Annotated in this window: 14 protein-coding genes; 7 read left to right on the top strand and 7 right to left on the bottom strand. The window is 73.0% G+C overall.

What is annotated here, in order from left to right; all coding sequences use genetic code 11:
- Positions 1–50: 50 nt before the first annotated feature.
- From ACFYZ4_RS16610 to ACFYZ4_RS16600, 3 genes are all read right to left on the bottom strand, one after another.
- Positions 51–1,238, bottom strand: a complete 1,188-nt coding sequence (locus tag ACFYZ4_RS16610; RefSeq protein ID WP_351293454.1) for a VWA domain-containing protein — start codon at positions 1,236–1,238, stop codon at positions 51–53.
- 106 nt (positions 1,239–1,344) lie between these two features.
- Positions 1,345–3,612: a DUF5682 family protein gene (locus ACFYZ4_RS16605; protein ID WP_390784198.1), complete on the bottom strand. Its 2,268-nt coding sequence runs from the start codon at positions 3,610–3,612 to the stop codon at positions 1,345–1,347.
- Positions 3,609–4,715, bottom strand: coding sequence for an AAA family ATPase (locus ACFYZ4_RS16600; protein ID WP_351293448.1), 1,107 nt, complete (start codon positions 4,713–4,715; stop codon positions 3,609–3,611). Before ACFYZ4_RS16600 ends, ACFYZ4_RS16605 begins: the two co-directional genes overlap by 4 nt.
- 134 nt (positions 4,716–4,849) lie before the next feature.
- On the opposite strand from ACFYZ4_RS16600, the gene ACFYZ4_RS16595 reads away from it, so the two are divergent.
- Both ACFYZ4_RS16595 and ACFYZ4_RS16590 read left to right on the top strand, forming a co-directional pair.
- Positions 4,850–6,193, top strand: a complete 1,344-nt coding sequence (locus ACFYZ4_RS16595; protein ID WP_384349276.1) for an SWIM zinc finger family protein — start codon at positions 4,850–4,852, stop codon at positions 6,191–6,193.
- A 289-nt stretch (positions 6,194–6,482) separates the two neighbouring features.
- Positions 6,483–8,069, top strand: a complete 1,587-nt coding sequence (locus tag ACFYZ4_RS16590) for a DUF5691 domain-containing protein (RefSeq protein WP_390784197.1) — start codon at positions 6,483–6,485, stop codon at positions 8,067–8,069.
- A gap of 138 nt (positions 8,070–8,207) precedes the next feature.
- Here ACFYZ4_RS16590 and ACFYZ4_RS16585 read toward each other — a convergent pair whose 3' ends face one another.
- Positions 8,208–8,609, bottom strand: a complete 402-nt coding sequence (locus ACFYZ4_RS16585; RefSeq protein ID WP_351293440.1) for a cobalamin B12-binding domain-containing protein — start codon at positions 8,607–8,609, stop codon at positions 8,208–8,210.
- A 174-nt stretch (positions 8,610–8,783) separates the two neighbouring features.
- Here ACFYZ4_RS16585 and ACFYZ4_RS16580 point away from each other — a divergent pair, with 174 nt between their 5' ends.
- From ACFYZ4_RS16580 to ACFYZ4_RS16570, 3 genes are all read left to right on the top strand, one after another.
- Complete coding sequence (locus tag ACFYZ4_RS16580; protein ID WP_384349270.1) at positions 8,784–9,566, top strand: esterase/lipase family protein; 783 nt, start codon at positions 8,784–8,786, stop codon at positions 9,564–9,566.
- 220 nt (positions 9,567–9,786) lie between these two features.
- Complete coding sequence (locus tag ACFYZ4_RS16575) at positions 9,787–11,325, top strand: M23 family metallopeptidase (protein ID WP_390784196.1); 1,539 nt, start codon at positions 9,787–9,789, stop codon at positions 11,323–11,325.
- A 61-nt stretch (positions 11,326–11,386) separates the two neighbouring features.
- Complete coding sequence (locus tag ACFYZ4_RS16570) at positions 11,387–11,992, top strand: hypothetical protein (RefSeq protein ID WP_390784195.1); 606 nt, start codon at positions 11,387–11,389, stop codon at positions 11,990–11,992.
- On the opposite strand, the gene pcrA is transcribed toward ACFYZ4_RS16570, so the two are convergent.
- Complete coding sequence (gene pcrA / locus ACFYZ4_RS16565) at positions 11,989–14,511, bottom strand: DNA helicase PcrA (protein ID WP_390784194.1); 2,523 nt, start codon at positions 14,509–14,511, stop codon at positions 11,989–11,991. The genes ACFYZ4_RS16570 and pcrA overlap by 4 nt on opposite strands.
- A complete protein-coding gene (locus ACFYZ4_RS16560) occupies positions 14,495–14,848 on the bottom strand; it encodes a helix-turn-helix domain-containing protein (protein ID WP_351293426.1) in 354 nt (117 codons plus the stop codon). The genes pcrA and ACFYZ4_RS16560 overlap by 17 nt, the downstream gene beginning before the upstream one ends.
- Positions 14,849–14,953: 105 nt before the next feature.
- Between ACFYZ4_RS16560 and ACFYZ4_RS16555 the strand changes: the two genes are divergently transcribed.
- Positions 14,954–15,307: a hypothetical protein gene (locus tag ACFYZ4_RS16555; protein ID WP_351293423.1), complete on the top strand. Its 354-nt coding sequence runs from the start codon at positions 14,954–14,956 to the stop codon at positions 15,305–15,307.
- 121 nt (positions 15,308–15,428) lie between these two features.
- Complete coding sequence (locus tag ACFYZ4_RS16550; RefSeq protein ID WP_351293420.1) at positions 15,429–16,487, top strand: NlpC/P60 family protein; 1,059 nt, start codon at positions 15,429–15,431, stop codon at positions 16,485–16,487.
- A gap of 21 nt (positions 16,488–16,508) precedes the next feature.
- Here the strand turns inward: ACFYZ4_RS16550 and ACFYZ4_RS16545 are convergent, their stop codons facing one another.
- Positions 16,509–17,612, bottom strand: a complete 1,104-nt coding sequence (locus tag ACFYZ4_RS16545; RefSeq protein WP_351293417.1) for an alpha/beta hydrolase-fold protein — start codon at positions 17,610–17,612, stop codon at positions 16,509–16,511.
- Between the last annotated feature and the right edge of the window lie 76 nt (positions 17,613–17,688).

Genomic DNA, 17,688 nt, shown 5'->3' with positions numbered 1-17,688 from the left:
TGGAAGTTCGTGTGTTTCGCCGATTCACACGAGGGACCGGGACGGAGCCTTCAGGGTGTCGGCAGGGGCCGCTTCTCCAGCGCCGCGGCCATCACCTCCGGGAACAGGTCGGGGGTGCAGGCGAAGGCCGGCGCGCCGAGCGCCGCGAGGGCGGCGGCGTGCTCGCGGTCGTAGGCCGGAGCGCCCTCGTCGGACAGCGCCAGCAGGGTCACGAACTCGACCCCCGCCCCCTTCATCGCGGCGACCCGCTTGAGCATCTCGTTGCGGATGCCGCCCTCGTAGAGATCGCTGATCAGGACGACGACGGTGTCGGCGGGCCGGGTGATCTTCGACTGGCAGTAGGCGAGGGCGCGGTTGATGTCCGTACCGCCACCCAGCTGGGTGCCGAAGAGGACGTCGACCGGGTCGTCGAGCTGATCGGTGAGGTCCACGACGGCGGTGTCGAAGACGACGAGCCGGGTCGCGATCGAGCGCATCGAGGCCAGCACCGCGCCGAAGACGGAGGCGTAGACGACGGAGGCCGCCATGGAACCCGACTGATCGATGCAGAGGATCACCTCCTTCTTCACCGATTGCGCCGCACGGCCGTACCCGATCAGCCGCTCGGGGACGACGGTGCGGTACTCGGGCAGGTAGTTCTTGAGGTTGGCCCTGATCGTGCGGTCCCAGTCGATGTCGTGGTGGCGGGGCCGGCTGATCCGTGCGGACCGGTCGAGGGCGCCGGTGAGCGTCGCCCGGGTCCGCGCCGCGAGCTTCTTCTCCAGCTGCTCGACCACCTTGCGGACCACGGCCCGCGCCGTCTCCTTGGTCGTCTCGGGCATCGCCTTGTTCAGCGAGAGCAGCGTGCCCACGAGGTGCACGTCCGGCTCCACGGCCTCCAGCATCTCCGGTTCCAGCAGCAGGGCGGCCAGGCCGAGCCGCTCGATCGCGTCGCGCTGCATCACCTGGACCACCGAGCTGGGGAAGTACGTACGGATGTCCCCGAGCCAGCGCGCCACGTTCGGCGCGGACCCGCCGAGCCCCGCCGACCGCGCCCCCGATCCCCTGCGCGACCCGGCGTCGCCCCCGTACAGCGCCCCGAGCGCGGCATCCATCGCCGCATCCCGCCCGGCGAGCACACACCCGGTCCCCTCGGCCTCGCCCCCACCCAGCACCATCCGCCACCGCCGCAACCGCTCCCCTCCGGCAGCCTCCGCGGCTCCGTGTCGTATCCCCGCGCCCATGTCCGCACCACCCATTCGTCAGTCCCCCTGCACTGGTCGTATCCACCCGGCCCCGCCAATCCAGCCCCGCCGGCGTTTGAGGCGCGGGGTCCGGGCGGAGCCCCGGCAACGGCGCCGCACCTCACCCCGCGAGCAGCATCCGCACCAGCCCCACCACCGCGTCCGCCCGCACGGGATCCAGCTCGGGCCCGAACCCCTCCGGCGCCGAGCCCGGCACGGCAGCCGCGGAACGGCCCGGCCCCCGCCGCACCAGCTCGCCCAGGCTCCGCCTCACCCCCGACTCGTACGCCCCGAAGGTCCTCCGCAGCAGCGGGAGTACGTCGGTGAAGGCCCGCTCCGGCACCCCCACCAGCCAGGCGTCGATGAGCCCCAGCAGCCGCTCGTCGTGGACCAGCAGCGTGCCCCCGCCCGAACTCCCGCCCGCGAAGCCCTCGATCCAGCCCGCCGCGTCGGCCGGAGAGGCGGCCGGGGACAGCGCGAGCCCCATCAGCCGCGCCGTCTCCTCGGCCGGCAGCCGCCCGTCGTCGAGGAGCAGCCTGGCCGCCCGGCCGCGGATGACGCCCGGCACGGTGTCCCGGCCGGCCAGCGTCAGCAGCACCGCGGACCAGCGCTCCCGCAGCCCCTCGTCGGTGTCGGCCAGCAGCGCCACCGCCCCGTGCACCCCGTCCACGTGGCCCCGCAGCTCCGCCGCCGCGTCGGCGTCCAGGCCGGCCGTGCAGGCGGGCGGCAGCGCCACGCATATGCGCTCCGCGAGCCCGGCCGCGACCGTGCCCAGTGCCGTCGCGTCCGTGCCGCGCACGTCTCCGTACCGCAGCGAACGGGCCAGCGCGGGCAGGGCCTTGGCGAGCCGCGCCACGTCGGTGTCCAGTGCGGCCCGGTCCGCGAGGGCCCGCAGTACGGCGGGCAGCGCCTCGGACAGCCCGGCGAGCAGGCACTGCTCGGCGAGCGCCGTCACCTCGCCCAGCTCCCCGGCGCCGGCCGCGTCGGCCTCGGCCTTGGCGGTGGCCGCCGCGAGGACGGTGGTGCCCCAGATCCCGGCCTCGGCGACCCGCACGGACAGTTCGGGCTCCCACCGCAGCCGCCAGGTCTCGCGGAAGGTGCCGGTGCTGCCCCGGGAGGCGGCCGGGGTGCCCCATCCGATGCCGAGCAGCCGCAGCCGGTGGAGCAGCAGGGACTTCGCCGCGTCGGTGTCCTTGCGCAGGTCGAGTTCCAGTTCGCGGTCCTGCGCCTCGGCCTTGAGCCGCAGCGAGCGCTGCTGTCTCGTCAGGTCCCGCTGGAGCGGTACGACGGGCGCCGCGTCCGGGACCTCGCCGAGCACGTCGCCGACCACCAGGCGGTCCTCGATCAGTGCGAGCGGTATGTCGGAGCCGTCGCACATCACCGCCCGGACCGCTTCGAGGGTTTCCGTCAGGCCGGGCAGCGGCCGTCCCCGCATCGCGGCGAGGGTCTCGGCCAGCCGGACCGCCTCGATGACGTGCGCCGGGGAGACCTGCCGGTCCTCCGCGCGCAGCAGGCCGGCGACCTTGGTCAGCCACCGCTCGACGGGCCGGTCCCGGGCCTCGAAGAGGTGGGCGTACCAGCCGGGCGAGGTGATCCCGGCGCCGTATCCGCCGGCCCGGGCGAGCCGGCGGTGGGTCCACGGCACCCAGGTGGTCTCCACCTTGACCTTCGGCAGGCCGCTCAGCAGTGCCTTGTCCGCGGCCACGGTGGTCTTCGCCCGCAGCGCCGGGACGTGCCAGGCCCCGCACACGACGGCGTACCCGTCGCCGAACTCCCGGCGGGCGGCCCGCATCCGCTGCCGCATGTACGCCTCGCGCACGAGGTCGCGGTGGTGGCCGCCGTCGCCGTACGCCTCGCGCAGGGCTCCCATGGCCTCCCCGAGCGCCTCGAACGCGCCGAGCACCTCCTCCCCCGCGCCGCCGACGGCGCCGGCGCCCCGGTGCTCGACCACGTCCTCCCACCAGCGTTCGGGGTCGTCGTACCCGGCGGTCTCGGCCAGCACCGCGAGGGGGTCCACGCGGACCGCATCGGGCTCGGCGTGGTCCGCGCCCGGCTCGGCGGCCAGCGAGTGCGCGGCGGGCAGGTCCATGAACCGCACCGGTACGCCGGCCTGTTGGGCCCAGCGGATCGCCACCCATTCCGGGGAGAAGTCGGCCAGCGGCCAGAACGCGGCCCGGCCGGGGTCGTCCGCGGCGTGCGCGAGCAGCGCCACGGGCGGCCGCATTCCGGGGTCGGCGGCGAGCGCGAGCAGCGCGTCCCCCTCGGGCGGCCCCTCGATCAGCACGGCCTCCGGTCGGGCCGCGTCCAGCGCTGCCCGCACCGCGCGGGCCGAGCCGGGCCCGTGGTGCCGTACGCCCAGCAGCAGCGGGCCCCGCGGGCTCGGGCTCATACCGTCACCTCCCGGCAGGCCCGGTAGAAGTCCTTCCAGCCGTCGCGCTCGCGGACCACGGCCTCCAGGTACTCCTGCCAGACCACCTTGTCGGCGGCCGGGTCGCGGACCACGGCGCCGAGGATCCCGGCGGCCACGTCGGAGGGGCGCAGCACGCCGTCCCCGAAGTGGGCGGCCAGGGCCAGGCCGCCGGTGACGACGGAGATGGCCTCGGCGGTGGACAGGGTGCCGCTGGGCGACTTCACCTTCGTACGGCCGTCGCCGGTGACCCCGTCGCGCAGCTCGCGGAAGACGGTGACGACGCGGCGGATCTCCTCCAGGCCCTCGGGCGCAGCCGGCAGGTCGAGGGCGCGGCCCATCTGGTCGACGCGCCGGGCCACGATGTCGACCTCGGCGTCGGCGCTGGCGGGCAGCGGCAGCACCACGGTGTTGAAGCGGCGGCGCAGCGCGCTGGAGAGCTCGTTGACCCCGCGGTCGCGGTCGTTGGCGGTGGCGATGAGGTTGAAGCCGCGCACGGCCTGCACCTCTTGGCCGAGCTCCGGTATCGGCAGGGTCTTCTCGGACAGGACGGTGATGAGGGTGTCCTGGACGTCGGCGGGGATGCGGGTGAGCTCCTCGACGCGGGCGGTCATGCCCTCGGCCATGGCCCGCATGACGGGGCTGGGGACGAGGGCCTCGCGGCTGGGGCCGTGGGCGAGGAGCCGGGCGTAGTTCCAGCCGTACCGGATGGCTTCCTCGGGGGTGCCGGCGGTGCCCTGGACGAGGAGGGTGGAGTCCCCGCTGACGGCGGCGGCGAGGTGTTCGGACACCCAGGTCTTGGCGGTGCCGGGGACGCCGAGCAGGAGCAGCGCGCGGTCGGTGGCCAGGGTGGTGACGGCGACTTCGACGATGCGGCGCGGGCCCACGTACTTGGGCGTGATGACCGTGCCGTCGTCGAGCGTGCCGCCCTGCAGGTACGTGGCGACGGCCCACGGGGAGAGCTTCCAGCGGGCCGGTCGGGGCCGGTCGTCGGCGGCCGCGAGGGCTTTCAGTTCGTGTGCGAAAGCATCTTCGGCGTGCGGTCGCAGCGCTTCGGCCGGGCGTTCGTTCTCGTGCGTGGTCATGGTCCCCCTCCAAGGCTCGGCAGCCGCTTCCGACTGCTGGATCCAAGGTGCACCACACCACTGACAACGGGCCCTGTTCCCAGTGTCGTTGCAGGTCAGAGCGATTGTCAGTGGGGGTCTCTACGGTGGAACACATGACTGAGCAGGGGGTCCGCTGGACAGCGGAACAGGTACTGGCTCTGGCTCCTGACGACGCCTCACGCAAAGCGGGGAGCAGACTCGGCGGGGCGGGTCCATGGTCGCAGATCGGAGGTTCCGCTTCCGGTTCTGTGTGGGGGTTGTGCAAGGGCAGCGGCAGCACGCCGTACCGGACGGTCGTGGACCTGGCCGGACCGGCCTACAAGTGCTCCTGCCCGAGCCGGAAGTTCCCGTGCAAGCACGCGCTGGGGCTGCTGCTGCTCTGGTCCGCCGAGGGGGTCGGCGAGCCGGGCGAGGCGCCGGACTGGGCCGCGCAGTGGCTGGCGGACCGGGCGGCCAAGGCCGCCCGTCCGGCCGCGGGGGCGGCCGGGCCGGTGGACGAGGAGGGGGCGCGCAAGCGGGCCGAGCGGCGGGCGGCCCGCGTCGGCGCGGGCGTCACCGAGCTGGAACAACGGCTGGCCGATCTGGTGCGCGGCGGCCTCGCGGGCCAGGAACAGGCCGGTTACGCGGGGTGGGAGGAGACCGCGGCCCGGATGGTCGACGCGCAGGCACCCGGACTGGCCTCGCGGGTGCGGGAGTTGGGGACGATACCCAGTTGCGGCCCGGGCTGGCCCGCCCGGATGCTGGAGGAGGCGGCGCTGCTGCACCTGCTGGACCGGGCCTGGCTGGGGGTGGCCGGGCTGCCGGAACAGCTGGCGGCGACGGTGCGCAGCCGGGTGGGACTGCCGGCCTCCGGGGAGGGGGAGGCCGTACGGGACCGCTGGCTGGTGCTGGCCCAGTACGACTCGGTCTCACCGGACGGCCGGCTCACCACCCGCCGGATATGGCTGCGCGGACTGCAGGGCGGACGGCCCGCCCTGGTACTGGACTTCGGACCGCCCGGGCGGTCGCCGGGTCTGTCGCTGCCTGTCGGGCTGGCGCTGGAGGCGGAGCTCCGCTTCCGGCCCGGATCGGCCGGGCTGCGGGCGGATCTCGGGGAAAGACTCTCGGCGGCCGTTCCGTGCGCCGGGGTTCCGGCCGGGGTGAGCACGGGGGCGGCACTGGAGGCGTACGGGGCGGCGCTGCGGGAGGACCCGTGGCTGGAGTCCTGGCCGGTGGTGCTCGGCCCGGTGGTTCCGATACCGGGCGAGCTCGGCTGGCAGCTGGCGGACGCGGAGGGCACCTGTGCCCTGCCGGTGCCCCTCACCGGGTCCGGCAGCCGTTCCCGCTCGGGCCTGTGGCAGCTGGCCGCATTGTCGGGCGGGGGGCCGGTGACGGTCTTCGGCGAGTGCGGCCACCGCGGCTTCACCCCGCTGACGGCCTGGCAGCCGGACTCTCCCGAGCCGGTCGCCCTGTCCTGATCCGGGGCTGACCACACCACACACAGCAGGGGGCCTGGGGGGACGTATGCCGTCACACAGGCGGCGGGGAGGGAACGCGTGGGCGCCGGGGGGCGTCGCACGCGGCACGACGAGGTTGCGGCGGCGCGGGGGCGCCGGCGCTGTGACGACGAGAAGCCGGGGGGCTTGCATGAACGACAACCACGCCAGTTGAGCGCAGTACACGAACGCACGACAGCCCCGGTCCCGCGGAGGGGGCGGGACCGGGGCGCAGGACGCGAAGCAGGACGAGCGGCGAGGGAGGGGCCCGATGAGCAAGGGTGACGAGGGGTACGGGGAGTGGGAGGAGCTGGTCGGCGCCGCGCTGCTGGGCACCGACCGGCGCCGGGGCGGGGACCCGGCCGGCTCGCCGGAGGCGCTGCTGGACGCGGCGGCCGTGCACGCCGTACGGCGCAGAGCCGGGCTGCGGCCCGCCGCGGCGGGCCCGCATCCGCAGCCCGCGCCCCAAGATCCGCGCCCGGCGCCACCGGAGGCGGCCGGCCGGCGGCTCGCCCAGCTGCTGGCCGGCCGGACGGCCGCGGGCAGCGGCGGCGGACGGCGCGGGGCCGCCCCGGACCTGACGGAGCTGCTGCCCCAGTGGCTGGCCGCGGCCGGCCGGCACGGCTACCGCGCACCGGCCGCCCTGGTACCGGCGCTGCTCGACGCAGCCCGGGCCCGTACGGACCTGCGGCCGCAGGCGCTGGCCCTGGCCGGCACGCGCGGGCTTTGGCTGGCCCGGCTGAATCCGGACTGGCGGTTCGCCCTGCGCGGCGGGGCGGGCGGCACCGGGCACCTGCCCGAGGTGACCGACCCGGCGGGGGTCGAACGGCTGTGGCAGGAGGGACTGTTCGCGGAGCGGGTGGCGCTGCTCGGCGCCGTACGGGCGCACGAGGCGGCGGCCGCGCCGCGGCTGCTGGCGACGACCTGGGCCACCGAACGGGCCGAGGACCGGCTGATGTTCCTCGATTCGCTGCGGGTGGGCCTGTCGGAGGGGGACGAGACGTTCCTGGAGGCGGCGCTGGGCGACCGCAGTCGCAACGTCCGCGCGACGGCCGCCGAACTGCTGTCGGCGCTGCCGCGATCGGCACTGGCCGGCCGGATGGCGGAGCGCGCCCTGGCCTGCGTGGGCCCGGAGGGGGTGACCCCGCCGGCCGAGTGCGATGCGGGGATGCTCCGCGACGGGGTGGTCAAGCGGCCGCCCGCCGGGCGCGGGGAGCGGGCCTGGTGGCTCGGCCAGATCGTGGAGGCGGCGCCGCTGTCGTCCTGGCGGGAGCGGTTCGGGGGGCTCGGCCCGGCGGAGATGGTGGCGCTGCCGCTCGCCGAGGGCGAGGGCTGGACGGAGGAACTGCACGCGGCGTGGTGCCGGGCGGCGGTGCGTCAGCGCGATGCGGCGTGGTCGCGGGCCCTGCTCGGCCCGCCGTCCGCATCGCCCGCGGCGGGTCCGGGCACGGCTTCGCTCGCGGAGCGGGCCAAGCTGCTGGAGACCCTGCCGGATGCGGAGCGGGCGGAGTGGGTCGCCGAGTTCATACGGGCCCACGGGCTGTCGGAGGCGTTCCAGCTGCTCGGGGTGTGCGTGGTGCCGTGGGCGGGGGCCCTGGGCCGGGCGGTGGTGGACGCGCTGGACATGGCCCGCGACGCCGGCAGCTATCCGTGGAGCTTCAGCGGGGTGATGGGCCTGGCCGAACGGTGTCTCGATCCTGCGGAGGCCGGCCGGCTGGAGGCCCTGACCGCGACCACGGAGGAGCCGCCGGACGCGGCTCCCGGCGCGGCCGCGTACTGGGCCGAGGCCTTTCAGCGGCTGGTGGCCACGCTTCGGCTGCGCGCGGCGATGCTTTCCGAGTTGGCGCCGGCCGCCTGATCCCTCCCGGGGGGGGTGGGCAGGCGGTCCGGTGCGGCTCAAGGACCTGGGGCTCCGCCCCGGACCCCGCGCCTCAAACGCCGGCGAGGCTGGATGGGGCGCGCCTCAAGCGCCGGCGGGGCTGAGGGAGCGGGGCTGTCAGGTGCGGACGTTGGCTCGGACCCAGTCCACGATGGACGTGGTCGTCGCGCCCGGGGTGAAGATCGCGGCCACGCCCTTCTCCTTGAGCGGGGCGATGTCGTCCTCCGGGATGATGCCGCCGCCGAAGACCTTGATGTCCTCCGCGTCGCGCTCCTTGAGGAGTTCCAGCACGCGCGCGAACAGCGTGTTGTGGGCGCCGGAGAGGATCGAGAGGCCGATCGCGTCGGCGTCTTCCTGGATGGCGGTGTCCACGATCTGCTCGGGGGTCTGGTGGAGGCCGGTGTAGATGACCTCCATGCCCGCGTCCCGCAGCGCCCGCGCGATCACCTTGGCCCCGCGGTCGTGGCCGTCGAGACCCGGCTTGGCCACCACCACACGGATCGGACCGGTCACACCCATCGCACTGCCTCCCGAGTGAACGAACGTTAAGTACAGCATCGCGCACGCCACCGTTTCGCGGTCAATCACGAGGGGGAAATCACACGTGGGACGGCATTGCGCCACCGCGCCGACAGCCGCACGGCACGGTGGCGCAAGAGCCCCGGGTCCCAAGAGGCTCAGGGGAGGCCGTCGATGGGGCTGTACATACCCGTGTCCATGCCCTTGTCCGGTGCGGCCCTGCGGGCCGGCGCGCTCGAGGTGGTGGTGCTCGGCGGGCACCTCCTCCTCTATCCGACCGGAGTGTGCCAGGAAAAGGTCACCGCCGCCGCACCCGCGACACGCCCGCCCGTCCTCCTCCTCCACGGATTCACCGACAACCGGTCCGTCTTCGTGCTCCTGCGCCGCGCCCTCGGGGCGGGCGGCCTGCGGCACGTGGAGGCGTACAACTACTCGCCCTTCACCCTCGACCTGCGCGTCACCGCCCGCCATCTCGCCCGGCGCGTCGAGGAACTGTGCGAGCGCACCGGACAGGAGCGGGTGGACCTGGTCGGGCACAGCCTGGGCGGCCTGGTCGGCCGGTACTACGTGCAGCGCCTCGGCGGCGACGCCCGCGTCCGGACCCTCGTCACCCTCGGTACCCCGCACTCCGGCACCCGGGTCGCGCCCTTCATGGACGCGCACCCGCTGGTGCGGCAGATGCGCCCGGACTCCGAGGTGCTGGCCGAACTGGCGGCGCCCGCGCCCGGATGCGCCACCCGGTGCGTGGCGTTCTGGAGCGAGTTCGACGCGCTGATGACTCCGGTCGGGACCGCGCGCATCGAGCATCCGGATCTGCGCGTGGAGAACGTGCAGGTCACCGGCATCGGGCACCTCGCGCTGCCCGCGCACCCCGCCGTCATCGCGGCGGTCCGGCGCGCCCTCGACGGGCCCGGTCTGGCCGCCGTCGCGGGCGCGGAGGCCGCTTCCGTCGCCTAGCCGTCAAGCGACCTCCAGTCGAACGAATTTCGAACTCAAGGCCAAGGGTGCGTCTTTAGGCGACCGAAAGACGGCCGAATGCCCGGTTCCGGCAATCTCGAGCCCCGACGAAGATTGTCGTTGCGAGTAACCGACGGGTACAGTCACGCCACTGCTCTCCTCCGGTGAACCACGCGTTCCCGGCCACCCAGGCCCCACTGCCGAGGCGAAAGAGAAGTTGGTGAACGACCGCCCCTCGTCGGGCCAGTACCCGGATGCCGGGTATGACGGCCTGACCACCACCACTTTCGCTGGTGACTCGACCTACGTTTCCTACGAAACGCAGGGCCAGGGGGTCAACTACGCCGCCTACGGCTCCTACGAGACCGGCGCGTACGACACCACCGCGTGGACCTCGCAGGACCCTTACCTGTCGACGATCCCGACCCAGGCCGCACCCGAGGACACCACCGGGACCTGGGACGCGAGCGCCTGGAACACGCAGGGCGCGGGCACGGACTACTCCGGCTACACCGCGTACCAGCCGGCCTCCTTCGGCTACGACACCTCCGGCGAGCAGACCGGCCACTGGGCGATGCCGGGCTACGGCACCACCGGCACCGAGACCGGCGCCTACGACGCCACCGCCTGGAACACCGTCACGGAGACCCCGGTCCAGCCCCAGCCCGAGGCCGCTTACCCGTACGAGTACGAGTACCAGCCCGCGCAGCAGCAGCCGCAGGTACAGGAGTACGCGTACGGGACGACCTCCGTCGGCTACGACGCCGGGACCCAGGCCGGAACCGACGCCTACGCCGACACCTACAGCGCGACCGCGGTCTTCGAGGTGCTCTCCGACGCGAGCCCCGAGACCCCCGAGGCGTCCCTGACGTCCGAGGTCCACGAGCTGCCCGAGGTCCACGAACTCCACTCCGCGCACGAGGTCCACGACCTCCCCACGCAGGCCATGCCCGTGACCGCCGCTCCGCGCGCCGCGCGCCGGACCGCCGCCAAGGGCAGCGCGAAGGCCGCCGGCAACAGCCGTCGCCGCACCCCGGCGAAGCGTTCCGCCCTGCTGACCGTGGCCGTGCCCTCCGCCTGCGTGATGGGCGTCGCGGGCGTGGCGGCCGCTTCCGTCGGCGGGCTCACCGGCACGGACAAGCCCGCTCAGGACACCACCACGATGGCCGCGCCCGACCCGGCCTCGGTGAAGCCCGTCGCGGCGAACACCAAGCTCGACACCCAACTGGTCGCGCTCAGCGCCGACGCGGGCGATTTCGCGGACCGCGCGAGCCGCACGCAGGAGCGCATCGACCTGCGCGAACGCCAGGAAGAGGAAAAGAAGAAGAAGGCGGAGGAGGCCGCAGCCAAGGAGGCCGCCCGCCCCAAGTTCGCCATCCCCGTGAACCAGCACGGCCTCAGCGCCAACTTCGGCCAGGCCGGCGGCATGTGGATGTCCGTGCACACCGGCATCGACTTCCCGGTCTCTTACGGAACCCCGGTCATGGCCGCCACCGACGGCACCGTGCGCACCCAGTACAACAGCGCCTACGGCAACATGGCGATAGTGACCGCGCCCGACGGCACCGAGACCTGGTACTGCCACCTCAGCTCGACCAAGATCCGCGGCGGCAAGGTCAAGGCGGGCGACGTCATCGCCTACTCCGGCAACTCCGGCAACTCCACCGGCCCGCACCTCCACTTCGAGGTCCGCCCCGGCGGCGGCTCCGCGATCGACCCCCTGGCATGGCTCCGCAGCAAGGGCCTCGACCCGACGTAACCCGCTGACGTGCGGGGACCCGGCGGCTCGCCCACCAGGCAGGGCGATCTAGGGTGTGCCGATGCAGCCCTTCTCACCGCCGCGGATACCGGCGAACGAACTCCGGCCCGGCCGTCACTGGTATGCCACCGCGGCCGCGATCGCCGTCCTGCTGATCGCGGTGGGTGCGGCCATCGGTGCATACGCGTTCGGCAACGCGATCGACTCGGTGGACACCGGCCACCAGTTCGCAAACGGCGACACCGTCACCCTTCGGCTCGAGCCGGGGAGCGAGAAGACCATCTGGGTCATGTACCCGGGCCGGTCACCCGGCCCGGAGTGCGACATCACCGGGCCGGGCACCGCGGGTCTCACCGATCCGGGCCCCGAGGTGTTCCTCACCCGTGACGAGACCTGGATGCCGCTCCACACCATCGACGTGCCGCGCGCAGGTGACTACAAGGTCACCTGCGCGTCCCAGGCACTCTCCCGGTACGCCATCGGGGACTCCGGGGGCCTTGTCGCGCTCGCCGGCTGGCTGGTGCCGGCCGTCCTTCTCCCGATGCTCGGAATCGGGCTCTGCGCCGTCATCGTCCTCGTCACCGCCTTCCGCCGCCGGAGCCATCGCCGGCGGCTGCTCGCGGAACGCCAAGGCTCAGGTGGTGTCCACCCCGCGCACCTCGCCTAGAGCTTCTGCACCGGTGCGTAGCGCAGGAGCAGGCGCTTGGGCTTGTCGTCCCCGAAGTCGATGGTGGCTTGCGCGTCCGCGCCCGCTCCCTTGACCTCCATGACGGTGCCGAGCCCGAACTGGTCGTGCGTGACCCGGTCCCCGACCACCAGGGCGGTGACCGGCTTGTCCGCGGCCCGCCGCGTCGCGAACCCGGACGGGCCCGACTTCGTACGCGACGAGGAGAGGAAGGCTTCCGGCGAGGTGCCGAAGGTGGTCTTCCCCGAACCGGCGGACGAGGACCCGTAGCCGGAGCTCCGCATCGGTCCCGCCGGCTTCTGCGTGGCGCCCGTCCGCTTCCACTGGAGGTACTCGGCCGGGATCTCCTCCAGGAACCGCGACGGCGGGTTGTACGAGGGCGTGCCCCAGGCGCTGCGCATGCTGGAGCGGGTCAGGTACAGCCGCTCGCGCGCCCGGGTGATGCCGACGTAGGCGAGGCGGCGCTCCTCCTCCAGCTCCTTGGTCTGGCCCAGCGCGCGCATGTGCGGGAAGACCCCGTCCTCCATGCCGGTCAGGAAGACCACCGGGAACTCCAGGCCCTTGGCGGTGTGCAGGGTCATCAGCGTGATGACGCCCGTGCCCTCGGTGTCCTCGTCGGGGATCTGGTCGGAGTCGGCGACGAGCGCGACCTGCTCCAGGAACTCGGCCAGGGTGCCGGGCCCGGGAGCCGGGGCTCCGGTCTCGGCGGCCTCGGTCGCCGCGGCCTCCCGCGCCTGCTCGAACTCCAGCGCCACCGCCGCCAGCTCCTGGAGGTTCTCGATCCGCGTCTCGTCCTGCGGGTCGGTCGACGCCTGCAGTTCGGCGAGGTAGCCGGTCCGCTCCAGGACCGCCTCCAGGACCACCGCCGGGCCCGCGCCCGAGTCGACGATCGTGCGGAGCTCCTCCATCAGCACGTTGAACCGCTTCACCGCGTTCGTCGAGCGGGCGGCCATGCCGAAGGCCTCGTCCACGCGCCGCAGTGCCTGCGGGAAGGTGATCTTCTCGCGCATCGCGAGGGCGTCGATCATCGCCTCGGCGCGCTCGCCGATGCCGCGCTTGGGGGTGTTCAGGATCCGGCGGAGCGGGACGTTGTCCTCCGGGTTGGCGAGGACGCGCAGGTACGCGAGGACGTCGCGGACCTCCTTGCGCTCGTAGAAGCGGACGCCGCCGACGACCTTGTAGGGCAGCCCGACCCGGATGAAGATCTCCTCGAACACGCGCGACTGCGCGTTGGTCCGGTAGAAGATCGCGACGTCGCCGGCCTTGGCGTCGCCCGCGTCCGTCAGCCGGTCGATCTCGTCGGCGACGAACTGCGCCTCGTCGTGCTCGGTGTCGGCGACGTAGCCGGTGATGACCGCGCCGGTGCCGGCCTCGGTCCACAGGTTCTTGGCGCGGCGGTTCTCGTTGCGCTCGATGACCGCGTTGGCGGCGGAGAGGATCGTCTGCGTGGAGCGGTAGTTCTGCTCCAGCAGGATCGTCGTCGCGTCCTTGTAGTCCTCTTCGAACCGGAGGATGTTGCGGATGGTCGCGCCGCGGAAGGCGTAGATCGACTGGTCGGCGTCACCCACGACGCACAGTTCGGCCGGCGGCAGGTCCGGGTAGCCGGTGCCGACCAGCTCGCGCACGAGCGTGTACTGGGCGTGGTTGGTGTCCTGGTACTCGTCCACGAGGACGTGCCGGAAGCGCCGCCGGTAGTGCTCGGCGACGTCGGGGAACGCCTGGAGCAGGTGCACCGTGGTCATGATGATGTCGTCGAAGTCGAGCGCGTTCGCCTCGCGCAGCCGCCCCTGGTACATCGCGTACGCCTGGGCGAGGGTCTTCTCGAAGCCGTCGGCGGCCTGGTCGGCGAAGGCGTCCTCGTCTATCAGCTCGTTCTTCAGGTTCGAGATCTTGGCGTTGAAGGACTTCGGCGGGAACTTCTTCGGGTCCAGGTCCAGGTCGCGGCAGACGAGCGCCATCAGGCGCTTCGAGTCGGCCGCGTCGTAGATCGAGAACGAGGAGGTGAAGCCGAGCCGCTTGGACTCGCGGCGCAGGATGCGGACGCACGCGCTGTGGAAGGTGGAGACCCACATGGCGTTGGCGCGCGGGCCGACCAGGCTCTCGACGCGCTCCTTCATCTCGCCGGCGGCCTTGTTGGTGAAGGTGATCGCCAGGATCTGGCCGGGGTGGACGTTCCGCGCGGACAGCAGGTGCCCGATGCGGTGGGTCAGCACCCGGGTCTTGCCGGAGCCGGCGCCGGCCACGATGAGCAGCGGGGAGCCCGCGTGCACCACGGCCGCGGCCTGCTGCTCGTTCAGCCCGTGCAGGAGCGTCGCCGGGTCGATGACGGGCCTGGGGGTGCCGTCCCGGTAGTACGCGTCCCCGCTCATGGGCACGTCGAACCGCCCCCCGAAGAGATCGTCCGCGCCCGTTTCCGGGGCGCCGTGATCCTCGGGCGGCGGCGGGACCTCGTCGGAGGGGGTGAGGTCCGCCAGGAAACTGTCGTCAAAGAGGCTGCTCATCGCATTCCGAGTCTAGGGGGCGGGACCGACAGGCCAGGACGAGTTCCAGCAGACCGGGGAAGCACTGGTTCAGATCGTCGCGGCGCAGTGCGAGGTAGAGCTTGCGGCCGCCGGGCCGCCGGCGGATCACTCCGCTCTCGTGCAGCGTCTTGAGGTGGTGCGTGACGCTCGATCTGGGCAGGTCGGGCACGACCTCGCCGCAGCACGTCTCCTCGCCGGAGGCCAGCTTGCGGACGATCTCCAGCCGGACGGGATGCCCGAGCGCGGCCAGCACCTCGACCAGCTGGATGCGGTCGGCGGCGGGCTGGGGGTGGATCAGGTCAGCTGCGGCAGCCATGCCCCAACTGTACGCAGATCTCGTACGGACCTCACCCGACCGCACGCGGATCCCGGACCGACCTCGCCCGACTGTGCGAAGATCCCGCCCCGTACGCTCGTCCGCATGGACGTACTCATCAATGTCTTCGTCGGCCTGCACATCATCGGGATCGCCTCGCTGCTCGGCGGTTTCCTGACCCAGATGAAGGCGATGAGCGCGGGCACCGCCCGCTTCACGCCGGCCATGCTGCACGGCGCGCTCACCATGCTCGTGACGGGCGTCCTGCTGGTCGGCTTCAACGAGATGGACGGCACGCCGGTCAACAACGTCAAGGTCGGCGTGAAGCTCGCGATCCTCTTCGTGATCCTCGCCCTGGTCTACGTCAAGCGCGACGAGGAGAAGGTCGAGAAGGCGATGTTCGGCGCGGTCGGCGGACTGACCGTGATCAATATCTTTATCGCCGTCCTCTGGCACTGAGGGACATCGATCCGCCACATCCGATCAGTTCGGATCATCTCGACATCGGCCCGTTACTTTCAGGTTTAGCGTCCTCCCCCAAGACCCAGTGTCAGCGACAGGGGAAGGACGTGAGGCCCCCGTGGCCAGTCATCGAAAGCCCAGGCAGCGCCCGCTCTCCGGCGGCACCGCACGGACGACCGCCGCCACCCTCGCCCTCGCGGGCGCTGCCACCGCCACCGCCTTCGAAGGCACCTCCCAGGCCGATCCCCGGCCCACCCCCTCCCAGGTCAAGTCGGAGGTGGACCGGCTCTACGAGGAGGCCGAGGCGGCGACGGAGCAGTACAACGGGGCGAAGGAGAAGGCCGACGAGGCCGAGCGCGCGCTGACCGGCCTGCGCGAGGAGACCGCCCGCAAGACCGACCAGCTCAACACCGCCCGCAGCGCGCTCGGCACGCTCGCCGCCTCCCAGTACCGCAGCGGGTCCCTGGGCACCGCCGTGCAGCTCGCGCTGGCGGCCGACCCGCAGGAGTACCTCTCCCAGGCCTCCTTCATCACCCGCGCCGGGGACCGCAACGCCGCCGGGATCACCACCGTGCGCCGCCGCCTCGACGAGGTCGGGAAACTCCGGGAGCAGGCCGCGGGACAGCTCTCCGATCTCCGCGCCAAGCAGGACGAACTCTCCGCGCACAAGGCCGTGATCGAGGACAAGCTCGCCGCCGCCAAGCGCCTGCTGGCCAAGCTCACCGCCGAGGAGCGCGCCGCCTACGAGGCCCAGACGCCCGCCGCCTCCGCCTCACCCGGCGCCGCCGCCGCCCCGAGCGGCAGCACGCCCACGCCGCCTTCCGACGGTTCCCGCGCGGCCCGCGCCGTGGCCTTCGCGTACACCGCGATCGGGAAGCCGTACGTCTGGGGCGCGACGGGCCCGGGATCCTTCGACTGCTCGGGCCTGACCCAGGCGGCCTGGCGCTCGGCCGGGGTCTCGCTGCCCCGCACCACCTACACCCAGATCAACGCCGGCCGGCGCGTGTCCCGCGACCAGCTGGCCCCCGGGGACCTGGTGTTCTTCTACTCCGGGGTGACCCACGTCGGCCTCTACATCGGCAACGGCCAGATGATCCACGCCCCGCGTCCCGGGTCGACGGTCCGCCTCGCACCGGTCGACTCGATGCCCTGGGCCGGCGCCTCCCGCCCCGCGTGACCCCATCGGGCCCGGCGCGGCCTACGGCGCCTTGACGATGCCGCTCAGCCAGCCGAAGGTCTGCGGCAGCTGCTTGGACCAGGATTCGAGGTTGTGGCCGCCGACCACCTTCTCCGCGTGCACGGCGGTCGGCTTCTGCGCGAGACCCTTCAGGTCCATGCCGGACAGGTAGCCGTCCTGCTCGGCCCCCGACATCCACAGCGAGACCGCCGGCGGCGTGGGCGCGGCCTTGAGCAGGTTCTTCAGGTTGTGCGAGACCCGCAGCTGCGGGTCCTGGGCGACCAGCGAGGAGGGTTCCTGGCCGGGGTCGTTGTAGCCGGACAGGGAGACGGCCGCGCTGTAGCGGTCGGGGTGCAGGATCGCCAGCTTGGCGGCGCAGTAGGCGCCGGCCGAGTACCCGGCCACGCCCCAGGTGCGGGCCTCCTCCGAGGCCCGGAAGTTGTCGACGACCATCTTGCGGACGTCGACGCTGAACCAGCTGTCCGCGTTGACCTTGCCGGGGATGTTCGCGCAGCCGGTGTCGCCGTTGCCGACCAGCATGGCGCGCGGCGAGACCAGGATGAACGGCTGCACCTTGCCGCTCTTCATCAGCGGCTCCAGCACCTCGTGCGCCTTGACCCCCTGGAACCAGGACTTGCCCGTCCCCGGTATGCCCGGGATCAGCTCGACCACCGGGAACTTCTTGTCCTTGTAGGCCGGGTCGTCGTACTGCGGCGGCAGCCACACCATGACGTCGCCCTTGACCCCGGATATCCTGCCGTCGAGCTCGGTCTTCTGGACCCGGCCGCCGAGGCCCTCGACGGGCTGGAACTGCTGCTTGACCTTCGGGGCCTCTTCGACCTTCTTCCCGCCGAGCCCGTCCGGGCCGAGGTCGGGGGCGGCGGTGACGTACTGCCCGGTGCCGAACAGGTCGCCCCAGGACGCGTAGAAGTGCTCGGCCCTGTTGACCGCGACGAACACCACCGCGACGGCGGTGACCTGCGCGAACACCACCATCAGCGCCCGTACCGCGGTGCGTACGACGGCGGGCCCGCGCACCTTGCTCCACACGGCAAGCGGCAGGACGACGGCGATCGCGGTCAGCGCGATCACGGTCACGAAGAAGGGGGTCCCCGTCAAGCTCATCACGCCACCGTAGAGGGCGGCGTGACCTGCCCCGGTTGCCCGTCCGACCTGCGGTGTGGGTCACACCCGCAGGTCA

The sequence above is a fragment of the Streptomyces sp. NPDC001513 genome, from assembly GCF_042894695.1.
In the GTDB taxonomy this organism is placed as follows: Bacteria; Actinomycetota; Actinomycetes; order Streptomycetales; family Streptomycetaceae; genus Streptomyces.
The sequence above is the reverse complement of the archived record's forward strand: the minus strand, read 5'-3'. Positions and strand labels throughout refer to the sequence as shown.